The organism is Teichococcus rhizosphaerae (assembly GCF_002631185.1).
Taxonomy (GTDB): domain Bacteria; phylum Pseudomonadota; class Alphaproteobacteria; order Acetobacterales; family Acetobacteraceae; genus Pseudoroseomonas; species Pseudoroseomonas rhizosphaerae.
The window spans coordinates 42,199-59,978 of sequence record NZ_PDNU01000023.1 but is presented as its reverse complement, the minus strand read 5'-3'; the positions used below and the strand labels follow the sequence as shown (position 1 = coordinate 59,978).

The following is a 17,780-nucleotide window of genomic DNA, read 5'->3' as shown; positions in this document are numbered from 1 at the left end:
CCCACGCGCTGCCAGGGACGCTGTGACCGATGACTGAGACCACCTCCACCGAGCCGCTGCTGCGAGACGAGCGGATTGCCGTGGCCGGGCTGCGGCAGCCCGCCTCGATCCATGTGGACCGCTGGGGCATCCCGCATCTGCGGGCCGAGAACGAGCACGACCTGTTCCTGGCGCAGGGCTTCAACGCGGCGCGCGACCGGCTGTGGCAGATCGACCTCTGGCGCAAGCGCGGCCTCGGGCTGCTCGCCGCCGATTTCGGGCCGGGCTATCTCGCGCAGGACCGCGCCTCCCGCCTGTTCCTCTACCGCGGCGACATCGAGGCCGAGTTCGCCGCCTATGCCCCGGATGCGCGCGCGATCTGCGAGGCCTTTGTGGCCGGCATCAACGCCTATGTGGCGCTGGTGGAGGCCGAACCGCGCCGCCTGCCGCCCGAGTTCGCCGCCATGGGCACCCGGCCGCAGCGCTGGTCGGCGGAGGATGTGGTGCGCATCCGCAGCCACAGCCTGACGCGCAACGCGCTGTCCGAGGTGCTGCGCGCCATCGTGCTCAGCCGCGCCGACCTCGCCACCGACCTGCTGCGCAAGAACCTGGAGCCGATGAAGGAGCCGGCGCGCGCCGCGGGGCTCGACCTGTCCGCGCTGGGCCTCGAGGTGCTGACGCAGTTCAAGCTCGCCACCGCCGGCGTCACCTTCTCGCCCGAGCGCCTGGCCGCGCCGCTGGAGGCGTGGCGGCGCTGGACGGGCGTCACCGACCTGGGCGAGATTGTGGAGGGCGCCGAGATGGAGGGCTCCAACAACTGGGCCATCCATGGCAGCCGCACCGAGAGCGGCCGGCCGATCCTGGCCTCCGACCCGCACCGGGCGCATGCCGCGCCCTCGCTGCGCTACATCGTCCATCTGGAAAGCCCGGGCTTCAACGCCATCGGCGCCGGCGAGCCGGGGGTGCCCGGCATTTCCATCGGCCATAACGGCACCGCCGCCTTCGCGCTGACCATCCATGGCGCGGACCAGGAGGACGTCTATGTCTACGAGATGGCGCATGACATGCCGCGCCACTACCGCCACGGCGACGGCTTCGAGGCCATGGAGGTGGTGGAGGAGCGCTTCGCGGTGAAGGGCCACCCCGAGCAGGTGCTGGAGCTGTGCTTCACCCGCCACGGCCCCGTCATCGCCGAGGATCGCGCGGCGCGGCGGGCGGTGGCCATCCGCACGGTGTGGTCGCAGCCGGGCGCGGCGCCCTATCTCGGCAGCCTCTCCTCCATGCGCGCGCGCAGCCTGGACGAGTTCCGCGACGCGCTACGCCGCTGGGGCACGCCCTCGGTCAACAAGGTCTATGCCGATGTGGGCGGCACGGTGGCCTGGGCGCCGGCCGGCTTCGCGCCGCAGCGGCCGAACTGGGACGGGCTGCTGCCCGTGCCGGGCGACGGCAGCCACGAATGGTCCGGCATGCTGGACCCGGCCGAGTATCCGTGGCGGGTGGACCCGCTGGAAGGCTTCGTCCACAGCGCCAACGAGCAGAACATGCCGGCCGACTGGCCACACGCGACGAAGACCTTCGGCTATGAGTGGACGGAGGCGTCCCGCGCCCGCCGCATCCGCGAGGCGCTGACGCGCGGCCCGTTGCTGACGCTGGCCGATTCCACCGACCTGCAGACCGACGTGACCTCCCTCCCCGCCCGCCGCCTTTGCGCGCTGCTGCTGGCGCTGCCGCGCGGCGCCGAGCCGGAGCTGTGGGCCGCCCGCACGCTGCTGGAGGATTGGGACCACCGGCTGGAAGCCGACAGCGCCGCCGCCGCGCTGTTCGAGGTCTTCCTCACCAAGCACCTCAAGCCCCGCCTGCTGGCCGCGCTGGTGCCGGACGCCACGCTGCGCCCGCTGCTGCTGCCGCAGGACATGGAGAGCCTGCTGCGCGCGCTGGAGCGGCCCGATGCGCGCCTTGGCCCCGACCCCGCCCGCGCGCGCGACGCGCTGCTGACCGAGTGCCTGCTCGCCGCCTTCCGCGACTGCGAGGCGCGCATGGGCGTCTCTCCCGCCGGTTGGCAATGGGGCCGGCTGCACCAGGGCTATTTCAGCCACGCGCTGATGGGCGTGGCGCCGGAGGCCGGCAACCTCGATGTCGGCCCCTTTCCCGTGGGCGGCAGCGCCTCGACGCCGATGCACACCGGCTACCGGCCCGGCGATTTCCGCTGCACCTACGGCGCCTCCGTCCGGCTGGTGATGGATGTGGGGGCCTGGGACAACAGCCTGTGCATCAACGCCCCCGGCCAGTCCGGCGACCCGGCCTCGCCGCACTACGCCGACCTGGCGCCGCATTGGGCGCGCGGCGAATACGTGCCCCTGCTCTATTCGCGCGAGGCGGTGGACGCGATGGAGATGCAGCACATCGTGCTGGTTCCCGCCGGCTGAGCCGCCAGGAGGCGCCCGGGGCAACCGCCGGCGCGGCGGGGCATCTCCCCTCATGCGCGGGCCGCGCATCCGGCGGTTGGCGGCCCCTGCAAGGCCGGCCTGCTCGCCGGTGGCCGCCGGCGCGCCAGGATGCCGCGCCGGTGCGGCGGGAGATCCCCGCCGCCCTCCGGGCACGCTGAAGGTGCGGGCCCTGCCGGCGCCCGAGGCCCCCATGACCTGACCGGCGGAGAAGGATGAGGCGGGGGGGGAGAGGCCGCCAGCCCTCGCCGCCGCCTCAGAACTCCAGCCCTGGCCGCCACAGCGTCGGCGCCGCGCCGCGCACGCCGCGGATGGCCGCCTGCACCTCCGTCTCCAGCGCCGACAGGAAGCGCGACCTGTCGGCGGCGGCCATCGGCGCCGGCCCGCGCGTGGCGGCGCCGATCTCGCGCAGGTGGCGCGCCACCTCCCGCCCCGCCAGGGCGCTACCGATGTTGTCGGTGGTCCAGACACGGCCGTTCGGCGCCAGCGCGCGGGCGCCGCGCTCCAGGCAGCGCGAGGCCAGCGGGATGTCGGCCGTGATGCAGAGATCCTGCCCGCGGATCCGTTCGGCGATCCAGTCATCGGCGGCGTCCGCCCCTTCGGCCACGATGACGCGGCGGATCCAGGGCGCCTCCGGCAGCCGGATGCCGCGCGCCCCGTTCGACACGACGTGCACCACAAGGTTGAGCCGGCCGGCCACGCGGAAGACTTCCTCCCGCACCGGGCAGGCATCGCCATCCACCCAGATTTCAGGCGCTTGCAGGCCTTGGTCAGTCATGGCGAGTACTCTCCTTACATTGCCTCACTAATGATTCCATGAAAACGAATTTTTGATCGGACAACGAATTAATTAACAACGTATAAAAAACCGTCAGTTCCGACGAATTTCTGGAAAGCGCCTGCTGGTTCGGGGGAATCATGTCCATCAACACCACAACCTTCAGCTTTCGTCTGACCGAGGCGACCATCGTGCAGAATGGCGGCGTGGTCACCATCCGCGGCCCGGGCGGCGAGCGCACCGAGCTTGCCGCGGGCGGGCGCTATGTCTTCGCCGACGGCACGGTGGACGACACGAATGGCGACCTGCTGGTCGATGACCTGCTCTACTACAGCCGCAACCACGATGTGTGGCTGGCCGGGCTGGACGCGGATGGCCACTACGCTTCCCATGGCTGGCGGGAAGGGCGCGACACCGGCGGGCTGTTCGACGCGAAGGCCTATCTGGCCGCCAACCCGGATGTCGCCGCCTCGGGCATGGACCCGCTGACGCATTACCGCGTCTTCGGCTGGCTGGAGGGCCGCGACCCCTCCCCCTTCTTCGACACGGACGCCTATTTGGCCGCCAATCCGGATGTCGCCGCCTCCGGCATCAACCCGCTCGAGCACTACATCGCCCATGGCCGCTTCGAGGGCCGCTCCGCGACGCCGGGGTCGTTGCAGGTGATGGGCTTCGACGCCGAGTACTACCTGGCGCGGAACCCCGATGTCGCCGCCTCGGGGATGAGCCCGCAGCAGCATTACGTGCTGTTCGGCCGCGCCGAGGGCCGCGCCGCCAACGCCGTGTTCGACCGCGACCACTACCTGTCGGAGAACCCCGACGTCGCCGCCTCCGGCATGGACCCGCTGGAGCATTACCTGCGCTTCGGCTGGCGCGAGCAGCGCAACCCCTCGCCCGAGTTCGATGCCGCCAAGTACCTGGCCGACAACCCCGATGTCGCCGCCGCCGGCATCAACCCGATGCTGCACTACCTGGAGCACGGCATCCGCGAGCAGCGCTGCGCCCGGCCCGTCCACGAGGCGCCCACCGAGATCACCCTGACGGGCGAGCGGGTGCTTCAGGAGGCGCGGCCCGGCGCCGTGGTGGGCCTGGTGGAGGCGCGGGACCCGGATGGCGACAGCTTCGCCTGGTCCGTCGATGACGAGCGCTTCGAGGTCGTGGACGGCGTGCTGAAGCTGAAGGACGGCATCGCCCTCGACTTCGAGGCCGAGCCGGCGCTGCGCCTCGCCCTCACCGCGACCGACGCCACCGGCCTGTCCGTCACCCGCGCCTTCGACCTCGCGGTGTGCGACATCAACGAGGCCCCTGCCGCCCTCGCCCTCGACACGGTCCCGCTCCACGAGAACCTGGCCGGCGCCAATCTCGGCCGGCTTTCCGCCACCGACCCGGATGCCGGCGACAGCCTGTGCTTCAGCACGGAGGATGCGCGCTTCGAGGTGGTGGACGGCAACCTGCTGAAGCTGCGGGACGGCGTCTCGCTCGACTTCGAGGCGGAGGCGGAGATCACCGTCTGCGTGAAGGCGACCGACTCGCATGGCCTCGTCACCGAGCGGAGCTTCACCCTGCCGGTGCTGGACAGCAACGACTCGCCCTCCGACATCCGCCTGAGCGGCCACAACCTGTGGGAGAACGCCGCCGGCGCGGTGGTCGGCACCCTCGCCGCGATCGACCCGGATGCGGGGGACACCCATGCCTTCAGCGTGGATGACGGCCGCTTCGAGGTGGTGGGCAACCTGCTGAAGCTGCGGGACGGGATCGCCCTCGACCATGAGGAGGCCGCGACCGTCAGCCTCAACGTCACGGCGACGGACCGTGGCGGGCACGGGCTTTCCGTCGTCACCCCCTTCACCCTCAGCGTGAGCGACCTGCCGGAGGCGCCCACCTTCGGCGGCCTCAGCACCGGCACGGTGGTCGAGGACGACATCGCCACCGCCTTCGGCACGCTGACCATCCACGACCCGGACCGCTGCCAGTCCTATTTCCAGGAGGATGTCGTGGAGAGCGCGTATGGCAGCCTCTACATCTCCCGCGAGGGCGACTGGATCTACACCTTCGCCGGCCATGACCGCCCCGAGGTGCAGGCGCTGGAGGAAGGCGACAGCCTGACCGACACCGTTACCGTCCGCGCGGCGGACGGCACCGAGACGCAGATCGCCATCACCATCGCCGGCACGGACGAGGCGCCGGGCATCGACTTCACCTTCGAGGACGGGCTGCAGGGCTGGGAAAGCTTCGGCACCGTGATGGACGCCAACGACCTTCCAGCCGGGGAAGTGCTGATGTCGGCCATTCCGGGCCTCGTGCCGGGCGCCGATCTCGCGGGGCTGACGGCCTTCCTGGGCGGCACCGAGATCGTCGTGCCGGCGCCTCTCCATCTGGAGGCTTCCGCCGTCAAGACGACGGTGCAGCTCGAGGCGGGGCAGACCGTGTCCTTCGATCTCTGGCTCGCGAACGACGTACCCGGCGGCTACGAGACCCTGGGCCTGATCTCGCTCCAGAATGACGACCACGCCCAGATCTACGTGGTCGCGGAAACGGGCGGCGACTGGAGCAACCTCTACTTCACCGTGGAGGAGAGCGGCACCTACCAGCTCGGCTTCGCCGCGGTGATCTTCAGCGAGGAGGAAGCGCCCGTGTTCGGCCTCGCCGACCTGTGGCTGGACAACGTGGCCTTCGGCGCGCCCGTCAGCATCGTCTGAGAAGGCGTGGGCCGGGATGGGATGCCTTCCCGGCCCACGCTTTCAGCCCGCGGCCTCGGCCAGCCAGTGCGTCACCACGGCGCAGGCTTCCGCGAAGTCCTCCATCCGCATCGCCTCGTGCGGATTGTGGCTGCCATTCTGGTTGCGCACGAACAGCATGGCGGCCGGGATGCCGGCCGCGCCGAAGGCCGCCGCGTCATGCCCGCCGCCCGAGGCCATCTCGCGGTGCCGCACCCCTGCCGCTTCCGCCGCGCGGGCGAGGGCGGCGCGGAGGCCCGCATCCATGGGCGAGGCCAGCGAGCCGGTCTCGGCCCCCAGATCGAAGCGCACGCCACGCCGCGCCTCGATCTCCGGCACCTTGCGCGCGAGCGCCGCGAAGATGGCATCGACGCTGGCCGGGTTCACGCTGCGCACGTCCAGCATGAAGGTGGCCTCGCCGGGGATCTTGGTGAAGCCCGCCTCCGCCGTGGTGGCGAGCGTGCAGAAGGTGACGACCAGGGTGTGGCCGCGCGCCTCCAGCAGCGCCCATTCCTCGTCCAGCGCCACCGCCAGCTCGGCCAGCGCGATGGCGGCGTCGCGGCGGTAGCGGCGCGGCGTGCCGCCCGAATGGTTGTACTCGCCGAGCACCCGCCCCTGGCGCAGCCGCCGGCTGCCCGGGATGCCGGTGACGATGGCCACGGGGATGCGCTCCGCGTCCAGCACCGGCCCCTGCTCGATATGCAGCTCCAGGAAGGCGGCGGTGTTCTCCGGCGTCAGCACGCGCTCGCCGCGCGCGGCGAAGTCGGGGTCGAAGCCTTCCTCGCGCATGTGCTCGGCCAGCGTGCGGCCGCTGTCCTGGCGCCGCACCTGCAGCTCCTCGGGCTTCAGCCGGCCCAGCGCGCCGCGGCTGCCGGGATAGGAGGTGGGGAACCAGGCCCCCGCCTCCTCCGCCCGCGTCGCCATCACCACGATGTCGCGCCCCGGCGTGAAGCCCGCCCGCTTCAGGCCCGAGACGGCGGCGAGGCCCGCCAGCACGCCGGCCGCGCCATCGTAGTTGCCGCCATTGGGCACGGAGTCGAGATGGCTGCCGAGCAGCACGCGCGGCGCCGCCCGGTCGCGCCCGGGCAGGGTCATGTAGAGGTTGCCGACCGGGTCGGCGCTCACCTCCAGCCCCAGCGCCTCGGCCTCGCGCCGGGCGAGGGCGTGGGCCATGCGCTCGCCGGGGCCATAGGCCTCGCGCGTCACGCCCTCGCCGTCGCGGCTCCTTTCCCGCAGCTCGTCGAACATGCGGGCGGCCAGCTCGACATCCGGCACCAGGTTCAGGCGGGTGGCCATCTCAGACACAGCGGACGGCCCCGCCATCGATGATGTGGATGCGGCCCGTGGTGTAGGCGGCCTTGTCGGAGGCAAGGAAGGCGGCCATCGGCCCGAATTCCGGCGGTTCGCCATAGCGGCCGGCGGGAATGGCGGCGGAACGCTCGGCCACCAGCGCCTCGATGCTCTTGCCCGTCTTGGCGGCGGCGGCGGCCAGGGTCTCGGCGGTGCGGTCGGTCGCGAAGGCGCCGGGGGCCAGGATGTTGCAGGTGATGCCCTCGCCCGCCAGCTCGGCCGAGAGGGTCTTGTTCCAGCCGACGATGGAGGCGCGCAGCGTGTTGGACAGCGCCAGGCCGGGCAGCGGCTGCACCATGCCGGTGGAGCCCACCGCCAGGATGCGGCCCCACTTCCGCTCGCGCATGCCGGGGATCAGCCGGTTGGCGATGCGGATGGGGGAGAGCACGATGCGCTGGAACCAGGTGACCAGGTCCTCCTGCTTCATCTCCAGCGCCGAGCAGGTCGGCGGGCCGCCATGGTTCAGCACCAGGATGTCCACGCCGCCCAGCGCCGCCACGGCGGCATCGGCCAGGCGGTCCATCTGCGCGCCCTCGGCCACGTCCGCCGGGATGCCGACCGCCTTCGGCGCGCCGAGCGCCTGCAGCTCGGCCGCCACGCGGTCGAGGCTCTCCTGGTTGCGGCCGGAGACGGCGACGGCCACCCCCTCCGCCGCCAGCGCATCGGCGATCGAACGGCCGAGGCCCTTCGAGGCCCCCATCACCAGGGCGCGACGCCCGCTCAGGCCCAGATCCATGGTCCACACACTCCCGACAGGAAAGGGCGCGGACGGTGAACCCTTCCCCCGCCCCTGGCAAGACGGCCATTCCGGGCAGGGTGGGGCATTCCTGGGAAGGGGGGTCTGGCCAGGGCCGGGGACGCGGTTAAGCTACCCGCAAAACACGGGAGTTCAGGAAGCCATGTCCGCACAGAGCGCGGCAGCGCGCCATCGCCTCGTCTCGGTCCGGCGCATGCCGCCCGCCATCACGGCCCGGGCGGCGGCGGAATATGACGGTGCCATCGCGGTGGAGCGGGATTTCGGGCGCGAGGAATCGCTCGACCTGCTGCGCGGCCACGCCGCCGAGGCCCTGCTGTTCAGCTCCGGCTTCCGGCTCGATGCCGAATACATCGCCGCCCTCCCGCCCCAGGTGAAGGTGGCCGCCACCTGCTCGGTGGGGTTCGACCATGTGGACGTGGCGGCGGCCAAGGCGCGCGGCCTCATCGTCACCAACACGCCGGACGTGCTGACCGGCTGCACCGCCGACCTCGCCTTCTCCCTGCTGCTTTCCGCCGCCCGCCGCCTGCCGGAGGCCGATGCGCTGATGCGGCGAGACGCCTGGGGGCCACGCAGCATGGGCGACTTCCTGGGCGTGCGCGTCTGGGACAAGACGCTCGGCATCCTCGGCATGGGGCGGATCGGGCGGGCGGTCGCGCGGCGCGCGCGCGGCTTCGACATGCGCGTGCTCTACCATGACGTGGCCCCGCTGCCGCCCGCCATGGAGGAAGGCGCGCACTACGTGGCATCGCTGCACGACCTGCTGCGGCAGAGCCAGTTCCTCTCGCTCCATTCGCCGCTGACGCCCGCCACCCGCCATGTGCTGAACGGCGAGACGCTGCGCCTGCTGCCGCGCGGCGCGGTGGTGGTGAACGCCGCGCGCGGCGGGCTGATCGACGAGGAGGCGCTGATCGCGCTGCTGCGCGACGGCCACATCGCCGCCGCCGGCCTCGACGTGTTCGAGGGCGAGCCGCGCTTCGACCGCCGCTTCATCGAGCTGCCCAACGTGGCGCTGTCGCCGCATGTCGGCAGCGGCACGGTGGAAACGCGCGACGCCATGGGCCACCGCTGCCTCGACAACATCGCGGCCGTGCTCGGCGGCCGCCCGCCCATCGACCCGATCTGGAGCTGATCCGCATGAGCAAGCCCGCCCTCCTGCTGACCCGCCGCTTTCCGGACGCCGTCGAGGCGCGGGCGCAGCGGGACTACATCACCATCCCCAACCCCGCCGACGTGCCGATGACGGGCGCGCAGATCGCCGGGGCGGCGGCGGAGGGAGGCGCGGCGGGCATCCTCTGCGCCGCCGGCGACCCGATGAAGGCCGAGAGCATCGCGGCCCTGCCGGACAGCGTGAAGGTCATCGCCACCTTCAGCGTCGGCACCGACCATATCGACCTGGCGGCGGCGGCGGCGCGCGGCATCACCGTGACCAACACGCCGGACGTGCTGAGCGTGGCCACGGCCGAGATCGCCATGCTGCTGATCCTGACCGCCGCCCGGCGCGGCGGCGAGGCGGAGCGGCTGGTGCGCGCCCGTGGCTGGACCGGCTGGGCGCCCACCCAGCTCATGGGCGTGACGCTGGAGAACAAGCGCCTCGGCATCCTCGGCATGGGCCGGATCGGCCAGGCGCTGGCGCGGATGGCGCGCGGCTTCGGGATGGAGATCCACTACCGCAACCGCAACCGCCTGCCCGAGGCGGAGGAGCAGGGCGCCACCTACCACGCCGACGACACGGCGTTCCTCGGCGCCATCGACGTGCTCTCCATGCACATCCCCGGCGGCGCGGCCACGCGGCACTGGCTGGATGCGCGGCGCATCGCCCTGCTGCGGCGGGGCGCCATCGTCGTCAACACCGGGCGCGGCACCACGGTGGATGACGCGGCGCTCTGCGCGGCGCTGCAATCGGGCCACCTGCGCGCCGCCGGCCTCGATGTGTTCGACGGCGAACCGAACATCTTCGAGGGCTACCACACCACGCCCAACCTGGTGCTGCTGCCGCATCTCGGCAGCGCCACGGTGGAGACGCGGGATGCCATGGGCTTCCGCTGCCTCGACAACCTCGACGCCGTGCTGCTGCGCGGCGAGCCCGCCCCGCACAAGGTGGGCTGAGACAGCCCCTCCTCCCTTTCTCCGGAAACAATCCCGCATGCTGTTCGATTTCGAGACGATCCCGACCCGCGAGGCCTACAAGCTGATGGTGTCCACCATCGTGCCGCGCCCGATCGCCTGGGTGGTGACGCAGGATGGAGCGGGCGTGGTGAACGCCGCGCCCTATTCCTTCTTCAATGCCTTCGGCGACAAGCCGCCGGTGGTGGGCTTCTCCTGCGGCCCGCGCCCGGAGAAGGACGCGCCGGTGAAGGACACGCTGGCCAACATCCGCGCCACCGGCCAGTTCGTCGTCTGCCTGGTGAACGAGGCGCTGGGCCCGGCCATGAGCGCCACCGCCACCGACTTCCCCCCCGGCGTGGACGAGCTGGACGAGGTGGGGCTGGAGAAGGCGGCCAGCACGCGCGTGGCGCCGCCGCGCATCGCGGAGAGCCCGGCGGCGATGGAGTGCGAGACCTTCCAGCTCGTGCCCGTCGGCCACCACACGCTGGTGCTGGGCCGGGTGCTGGCCCTGCACGTCCGGGACGATTGCGTGCTGAACCCCGAGAAGTACTACATCGACACGCCGAAGCTCGAGCTTCTCGGCCGCATGCATGGCAGCGCCTGGTACACCCGCACGCGGGACCGGCTGGAGATCCCCCGCACCACCGTGGCGCAGTGGGAAGCGCGCAAGGCCGGCGCCACCGAATAGGGCGCGGCCACGGACCCGCCCCGGAAGCGCCAGGGGGCGCCAAAAGAGGGGCGGGTTTGCTTTGCGCCGGAGGGGCAGTGGTGCTAATCGCGGCTGAAAGGCAGTCGCATTCGCGTGTCAGTCACCACCCTCCCCTCTTCCCGTCCGGCCACGCAAGCGGCCGCTCCGGCCCCGCAGCCATCCCGCGGCCGCGTGCCGCCCTGGGCGCGCGCGGGCTGGCTGGTGGCGCTGCTGGTGGCGCTGCCGGTTCTGGCGGTGCTGGCCGATGCCGTGGCCCCGATCTTCGGCGGCGGCGGAAGCCAGGTCTGGCACCACATCCTGCGGACCAGCCTGCTGCCCTATCTGGGCAACTCGCTGCAGCTCGGCGCGCTGGTGGCGCTGATGGCGGCGGTCACGGGGGTGGCCTGCGCCTGGCTGGTCACGGCCTGCCGCTTCCCCGGCCGCCGCTCGCTGGAGATCGCGCTGCTGCTGCCGATGGCCATGCCGGCCTATGTGTGCGGCTATCTCTACACCTGGCTGCTGGATGGCGCGGGCCCGGTGCAGACCGCCCTCCGCGGCGCCACCGGGCTGCGCTGGGGCGAGTACTGGTTCCCCGAGATCCGCAGCCTGCCCGGCGCGGCGCTGATGCTGGCCGCCGTGCTCTACCCTTACGTGTACCTGCTCTGCCGCGCCGCCTTCCTGCAGCAGAGCACCTGCCTGATCGAGGCTTCCCGCACATTGGGGCTTTCGCTGCCCCGCGCCTTCCTGCGCGTGGCGCTGCCCCTGGCGCGGCCGGCGCTCGCCGCCGGCACCGGCCTCGTGCTGATGGAGACGCTGGCCGATTTCGGCACGGTGGACTACTTCGCCGTCCGCACCTTCACCACCGGCATCTACGAGGCCTGGTTCGGCATGGGGGATCGCGGCGCCGCCAGCCAGCTTGCCGCCTGCCTGCTGGGCGTGGTGGCGCTGCTGCTGCTGGCCGAGCACGCCTCGCGCGGCGGCCGGCGCTTCCACTCCACCACCACCCGCCAGCCGCCGCTGCGCCCGGTGGAGCTGCGCGGCATGAAGGCCTGGGCCGCCACCGCCTTCTGCGCCCTGCCGGTGCTGGTGGGCTTCGCCATTCCGGCGGGCGGGCTGCTCTGGCTGATGCTGGAGCAGGGCGACGCGCTGGCGCCCCACCGCTATCTGCCCTTCGCCCGCAACTCGCTGCTGCTGGCCGGCACCACGGCGCTGATCGGCGTGGCGCTGGCGGCGCTGCTGGGCTGGGGGCTGCGGCTCTACCCTTCCCGCCTTTCCGGCATCGCCAACCGGGTGGCGGGGCTGGGCTACGCGGTGCCGGGCTCGGTCATCGCCGTCGGCACGCTGGTGCCCTTCGGGCTGGCCGACAACGCGCTGGATGGCTGGATGCGGGCGCAATTCGGCGTCTCCACCGGGCTGCTGCTCTCGGGCAGCATGGTGGCGCTGGTCTTCGCCTATCTGGTGCGCTTCCTGGCGGTGGGGCAGTCGGCGGTGGAAAGCGGGCTGGCACGGCTGAAGCCCAGCCTGTTCCAGGCCGCGCGCACGCTGGGCTGCGGCCCGGGCGCGGCCATCCGCCGGGTGGAGGCGCCGCTGGCGCGCGGCGCGCTGCTCGCCGCGGCCGTTCTGGTGTTTGTGGACACGATGAAGGAGCTGCCCGCCACCCTCATCGTCCGGCCCTTCGACCTCGATACGCTGGCCGTGCGCGTGCACAACCTGGCATCCGACGAGCGCCTGGCCGAAGCCTCCACGGCGGCGCTGCTGATCGTGGCGGTGGGGCTGGTTCCCGTGCTGGTCCTGGTCCGGGCCATGCGGCGGGGAGGATGAGAAAAGGCCGGCGGGCACCGCCCGCCGGCCGATCGGGAGGAAGCCGCGCGGGGGAACGCCCGTCCCCCGCGTCCCGCCTCAGGCGTTGACCGCCCGCAGGCGCAGCTTCTTGGCCGCCTCGATCAGCTGCTGGTAGACGGAGACGTAGTCCTCCGCCATGCGGCGGGCGGTGAAGCGCTCCTCGAACCGCCTGCGGATGCGCGCGCGGTCCAGCTCCGCGATGCGCGGCACGGCGGCCACCGCCTCGTCCTCGTTCTCGATGATGAAGCCGGTCAGCCCGTTCTCCAGCACCTCCGGCACCGAGCCGCGGCGCATGGCGATGACCGGCGTGCCGCAGGCCATCGCCTCGATCATGACCAGGCCGAAGGGCTCCGGCCAGTCGATCGGGAACAGCAGGGCATGGGCGCCGGACAGGAACTCCGGCTTCTGGCTGTCATTGATCTCGCCGATATACTCGACATGCGGCTGGTTCATCAGCGGCGAGATCTCGCGGTTGTAGTAGGCGCGGTCCGCGTCGTCGATCTTGGCGGCGACCTTCAGCTTGACGCCGGCGCGGGCGGCGATGCGGATGGCGCGGTCCAGCCCCTTCTCCGGCGAGACGCGGCCGAGAAAGGCGAAGTACTTCTGCTCCACCGGCTGCGGCGTCAGCCGGTCGGCCGGCATGCCGTGCAGCACGGTGCGCGCCCAGTTCAGGCGGGGGATCGGCAGGCGCTGGTTGTCGGAGATCGAGACGAAGGGCGTGTGCCCGTAGGTCTCGTAGATCATCTTGAATTCCGGCAGGTCGAGCCGACCATGCAGGGTGGTGAGGAACGGCGTGGCCTGCCGGTCCAGCAGCCCGAGCGGGAAATAGTCGATATGGGAGTGGATGATGTCGAACTCGCCGGCGCGCTGGGCGATCTGCTCGACCATCTTGTAGTAGTGCGCCACCCAGTCCTTCACGGTGGGGTCGAGGCGCAGAGCCTGGTCGCGCATCGCGGCGAGCCGGGCGGCGGTCACGGAGTCGCCGCTGGCGAAGAGCGTGACGTCGTGGCCCATGGCCACCAGCTCCTCGGTCAGGGAGGAGACAACGCGTTCCGTCCCGCCATACAACTTCGGCGGAACCGCCTCGAACAGCGGCGAAATTTGCGCGATACGCATGAACGCGATCCCTTTTCTCAGGCAGATCACAAGTTTTATTTGAGTGCAGGGCCGTTGATATTGAAAAATCCGGTCGGCGCCTTTACTTCGACCGTGCTTGTACAAATCCATTATGGCGAAAAGTAGGCTGCTTTGACCGCAACCCCCGCGCCATCTTCCTCCGCCTTCGGTTTCCTCTTCCGCTATGCCCGGCGCCGGCCGCTTGGCCATGCGGTGGTGTTCGGCGCCGTGCTGCTGGCGGTGCTGTGCTCCATCTCGGCGCAATACGGGCTGAAGCACCTGATCGACATCGTGGCGGCGGGGCCGGAGGCGGCGGCCGGCCGCGTCTGGCCAGCCTTCTTGCTGCTCTGCGCCATCATCGCGGCGGACAACCTGCTGTGGCGCGTCGGCGGCTGGGCGGCGGCGCGCAGCTTCACCGCCGTCACCGGCGACATCCGGCGCGACCTCTTCGCCCATCTCGCCGGCCACACCCCCGGCTACTTCGCCGACCGATTGCCCGGGGCGCTCGCCGCCCGCGTCTCCGCCACCGCCCAGGCCGCCTTCACGGTGGAGAACACCCTGGCCTGGAACGTGGTGCCGCCCAGCGCGGCCGTGATCGGCGCCATCCTGTTCACCGGCATCATCCACCTGCCGCTGGCGCTGGTCCTCTCGGTCGTGGCGCTGGCCATCGGGCTGCTGATGCACCGGCTGGCGCGGCGCGGCGTGTCGCTGCACCGCCAGCACGCCAGCAGCGCCGCCGCCATCGATGGCGAGCTGGTGGATGTGGTGGGCAATATCGGCGTCATGCGCGCCTTCGGCGCCACGCTGCGCGAGCGCGCCCGGATCGCCGAGGCGGTGGGCGCCGAGATCGGCGCGCACCGGCGCAGCCTGCTCTACATGGAGAAGCTGCGGACGATCCACGCCGTGCTGACCGTGCTGATGGCGGGCGCCGTGCTGGCGGCGGCGCTGCTGCTGTGGCAGCGCGGCCAGGCCTCGGTGGGGGACGTGGCGCTGCTGGCCACCCTCTCGCTCACCATCCTGCACGGCACGCGCGACATCGCGGTGGCGCTGGTCGAGCTGACCCAGCAGCTCGCCCGGCTGGAGGAGGCCACCGGCGCCCTGCTGGTGCCGCACGCGCTGGAGGACCGCCCCGGCGCCGTGCCGCTCGTCCCCGGCGCGGGCGAGGTGCGGTTCGAGGCGGTGCGCTTCGCCTATCCCGGCCGCGGCGCCGTGCTGGAGGCGTTCGACCTGGTGGTGCCGCCCGGCCAGCGGGTCGGGCTGGTGGGCTTCTCGGGCGCGGGCAAGTCCACCGTGCTGTCCCTGCTGCAACGCTTCTACGACCCCGATTCGGGCCGCGTGCTGATCGACGGCCAGGATCTGCGCGACGTGACGCTGGAGAGCCTGCACACGGCGCTTGCCGTGGTGCCGCAGGACACCGCCCTGTTCCACCGCAGCGTGCTGGAGAACATCCGCTACGGCCGCCCCGGCGCGACCGAGGAGGAGGTGCTGCGCGCCGCCGGGATGGCACATTGCCGCGCCTTCATCGAGGCCCTGCCGGAAGGGTTCGGCACGGTGGTGGGCAACCGGGGCGTGAAGCTCTCGGGCGGCCAGCGGCAGCGCCTGGCCATCGCCCGCGCGCTGCTGAAGGACACGCCCATCCTGCTGCTGGACGAGGCCACCTCGGCGCTGGACAGCGAGAGCGAGCGGGCCATCCAGGCGGCGCTCGACAGCCTGATGCGCGGCCGCACCGTCATCGCCATCGCGCACCGCCTCTCGACCCTGCAAAATTTCGACAGAATCATCGTGATGAATCACGGCCGGATCGTGGAGGACGGACCGCCCTCCGAGCTGGCCCGCCGCCACGGCCCGTATCGCGAATTGCTGCGCCAGCAGCACTCCGGGAACCTGCCGGAGCTGCCGGAGGCGGCGTGAAGGGGTGTTGCGCGCATGTCGCGACTGGTCGTGGTTTCCAACCGTGTGGCCCCCATCACCGAGGGCGAGGCCACCGCGGGCGGCCTGGCGGCCGGCGTGATGGACGCGCTGCGCCACACGGGCGGCCTGTGGTTCGGCTGGTCCGGCCAGACGGTGCCGGACGTGGTGCCGCCCGAGAGCCTGCCGCCGGGCCTGCCCCCCGCCGTGGCGCGCAGCGGCCCCGTCACGCTCTACACCACCGACCTGACGCAGCGGGACTACGACGACTACTACCGCGGCTTCGCCAACGGCACGCTCTGGCCGATCCTGCACCACCAGACCGGCCTCGCCCGGTTCGACTGGCAGGAATTCGAGGGCTACCGCCGCGTCAACGCCCATTTCGCCCGTCACCTCGCCGACCTTGTGGCGCCGGACGACGTCATCTGGGCGCATGACTTCCACCTGCTCTGCCTGGCCGGGGCGCTGCGGGACCTCGGCCTGCAAAACCGCATCGGCATCTTCCTGCACACCCCCTTCGCGGCGCCATCCGTGCTGATGACGGTGCCGGTGCATGCCGAGCTGGTGCGCGCCCTTTGCCAGTACGACCTGATCGGCTTCCAGACGGAGGGCGACCGCACCGCCTTCGCCGACTATGCCTGCCGCGAGCTGGGCGGGACGGCGCTGGAGGGCGGCGCGGTCTCCGTCGAGGGCCGGCTGGTCCGCACCGGGGTCTACCCGATCGGCGTCGATGTCGATGCGCTGCGGGCCGAGGCGGTGGCCGGCGCGGGCGAGCCGCAGCTCGCCGCCCTGCGCTCCGGCCTCGCCGGCCGCGCCCTGATGATGAGCGTGGAGCGGCTGGACTATTCCAAGGGTCTGCGCCAGCGCTTCGCCGCCTATGAGCGCTTCCTGGCCAGGCACTCCGAATGGCACCGGCGGGTGGAATACCTCCAGATCGCGCCGCCCTCGCGCACGGATGTGGAGGCCTACCAGGCCATCCGGCGGGAGCTGGAGGGGGAGGCCGGCCGCATCAATGGCCGCTTCGCCGACCTGGACTGGATGCCGCTGCGCTACCTCAACCGCTCCTTCCCCCGCCGCGCGCTGATGCCGCTCTACGCCGCCGCGCGGGTCGGGCTGGTGACGCCGCTGCGCGACGGCATGAACCTCGTGGCCAAGGAATACGTCGCGGCGCAGGATCCGGCCGATCCGGGCGCGCTGGTGCTCTCGCAATTCGCCGGCGCGGCGCGCGAGCTGGACGCCGCCCTGCTGGTCAACCCGCATGACGAGGCGGGCGTCGCCGCCGCCCTGGCCCGGGCGCTGGCCATGCCGCTGGAGGAGCGCCGCGAGCGCCACGCCGCCATGCTGCGGGTGATGCGCCACAACAGCCTGGAACGCTGGCGCGACCGCTTCGTGGACGACCTGCGCGCCCTTTCCACGGGGGAACGGGGCGCCGCCTGAGCCCTGCTGGCCAGCGCTCCTCCTGGCCAGCGCCCGCCCGGCGGGGCAGATTGCGCGCCATGCGCATCTACCTCGCCGGACCCGACGTCTTCCTCCCCGATGCCGCGGCCATGGCGGCCGCCAAGAAGGCCATCTGCGCCCGCCACGGCGCCATCGGCGTGTTTCCCACCGATCCCATCGAGAGCGCCGCCGCCGATGCGGCCACCGAGCGCTGGCTCGAGATCTACCTCCGCAACGAGGCGCATATCCGCGCCTGCGACGCACTGGTGGCCAACCTCACCCCCTTCCGCGGCCCCTCGGCCGATGCGGGCACCCTCTACGAGCTCGGCTTCATGCGGGCGCTGGGGCGGCCAGTGGCGGGCTACAGCAACAGCGGGCAGGGCTTCCTCCAGCGCACCCGCCACTTCCTGGGCGCCGGGCTGCGGCCTGGGGCCGAGGGCGGCTGGGCCGATTCGGAGGGCCTCGCGCTCGAGGATTTCGGCTGCCACGACAACCTGATGATCGATGGCGGCATCGCCGCCGCCGGCGGCGTCCTGGTGGCGCGCGAGGTGCCGGAGGCCAGCCGCTGGCGGGATCTCGAGGGCTTCGAGGCTTGCGTGGCGGCGCTGATGCGGGGGAGGCTGCCTGGCTGAAGGCGCCCGCGCGGCCGGACCATCTC

The 17,780-nt window shown here is 72.0% G+C and carries 13 protein-coding genes; 9 read left to right on the top strand and 4 right to left on the bottom strand.

The window, feature by feature from the left end; all coding sequences use genetic code 11:
• Positions 1-29: 29 nt before the first annotated feature.
• Positions 30-2,405 carry a penicillin acylase family protein gene (locus CR162_RS12865; protein ID WP_099095933.1) on the top strand — a complete coding sequence of 792 codons (2,376 nt, stop codon included), beginning with the start codon at positions 30-32 and terminating at the stop codon, positions 2,403-2,405.
• A 274-nt stretch (positions 2,406-2,679) separates the two neighbouring features.
• On the opposite strand, the gene CR162_RS12860 is transcribed toward CR162_RS12865, so the two are convergent.
• The gene (locus CR162_RS12860; RefSeq protein WP_099095932.1) at positions 2,680-3,201 is read right to left on the bottom strand and encodes a YaiI/YqxD family protein; all 522 of its coding nucleotides are present in this window, start codon (positions 3,199-3,201) and stop codon (positions 2,680-2,682) included.
• 140 nt (positions 3,202-3,341) lie between these two features.
• Between CR162_RS12860 and CR162_RS12855 the strand changes: the two genes are divergently transcribed.
• Positions 3,342-5,900, top strand: a complete 2,559-nt coding sequence (locus CR162_RS12855) for a VCBS domain-containing protein (protein WP_099095931.1) — start codon at positions 3,342-3,344, stop codon at positions 5,898-5,900.
• A 42-nt stretch (positions 5,901-5,942) separates the two neighbouring features.
• On the opposite strand, the gene CR162_RS12850 is transcribed toward CR162_RS12855, so the two are convergent.
• Positions 5,943-7,214 (bottom strand): hydantoinase/carbamoylase family amidase, encoded by a 1,272-nt coding sequence (locus CR162_RS12850; protein ID WP_245870336.1) that lies wholly within the window; start codon positions 7,212-7,214, stop codon positions 5,943-5,945.
• Between the two features lies 1 nt (position 7,215).
• Positions 7,216-8,004 (bottom strand): SDR family oxidoreductase, encoded by a 789-nt coding sequence (locus CR162_RS12845; RefSeq protein ID WP_099095929.1) that lies wholly within the window; start codon positions 8,002-8,004, stop codon positions 7,216-7,218.
• 163 nt (positions 8,005-8,167) lie between these two features.
• On the opposite strand from CR162_RS12845, the gene CR162_RS12840 reads away from it, so the two are divergent.
• The 4 genes from CR162_RS12840 (at position 8,168) to CR162_RS12825 (ending at position 12,640) form a co-directional block, all read left to right on the top strand.
• On the top strand, positions 8,168-9,154 hold the full coding sequence (locus tag CR162_RS12840; RefSeq protein ID WP_099095928.1) for a 2-hydroxyacid dehydrogenase: 987 nt from the start codon (positions 8,168-8,170) through the stop codon (positions 9,152-9,154).
• A 5-nt stretch (positions 9,155-9,159) separates the two neighbouring features.
• Positions 9,160-10,131, top strand: coding sequence for a 2-hydroxyacid dehydrogenase (locus tag CR162_RS12835; protein WP_099095927.1), 972 nt, complete (start codon positions 9,160-9,162; stop codon positions 10,129-10,131).
• A gap of 37 nt (positions 10,132-10,168) precedes the next feature.
• Complete coding sequence (locus CR162_RS12830; RefSeq protein WP_099095926.1) at positions 10,169-10,819, top strand: flavin reductase family protein; 651 nt, start codon at positions 10,169-10,171, stop codon at positions 10,817-10,819.
• 192 nt (positions 10,820-11,011) lie between these two features.
• Positions 11,012-12,640 (top strand): ABC transporter permease, encoded by a 1,629-nt coding sequence (locus tag CR162_RS12825; protein ID WP_245870335.1) that lies wholly within the window; start codon positions 11,012-11,014, stop codon positions 12,638-12,640.
• A 78-nt stretch (positions 12,641-12,718) separates the two neighbouring features.
• Here the strand turns inward: CR162_RS12825 and CR162_RS12820 are convergent, their stop codons facing one another.
• Positions 12,719-13,777 (bottom strand): glycosyltransferase family 4 protein, encoded by a 1,059-nt coding sequence (locus CR162_RS12820; protein WP_099095924.1) that lies wholly within the window; start codon positions 13,775-13,777, stop codon positions 12,719-12,721.
• A gap of 132 nt (positions 13,778-13,909) precedes the next feature.
• On the opposite strand from CR162_RS12820, the gene CR162_RS12815 reads away from it, so the two are divergent.
• Genes CR162_RS12815 through CR162_RS12805 form a run of 3 tightly spaced genes read left to right on the top strand, consistent with a single transcriptional unit; the run spans position 13,910 to position 17,754 of the window.
• Positions 13,910-15,688, top strand: a complete 1,779-nt coding sequence (locus tag CR162_RS12815; protein ID WP_099095923.1) for an ABC transporter ATP-binding protein — start codon at positions 13,910-13,912, stop codon at positions 15,686-15,688.
• 15 nt (positions 15,689-15,703) lie between these two features.
• Positions 15,704-17,122: an alpha,alpha-trehalose-phosphate synthase (UDP-forming) gene (locus tag CR162_RS12810; RefSeq protein ID WP_099095922.1), complete on the top strand. Its 1,419-nt coding sequence runs from the start codon at positions 15,704-15,706 to the stop codon at positions 17,120-17,122.
• Between the two features lie 59 nt (positions 17,123-17,181).
• Complete coding sequence (locus CR162_RS12805; protein WP_099095961.1) at positions 17,182-17,754, top strand: nucleoside 2-deoxyribosyltransferase; 573 nt, start codon at positions 17,182-17,184, stop codon at positions 17,752-17,754.
• Positions 17,755-17,780: the final 26 nt, after the last annotated feature.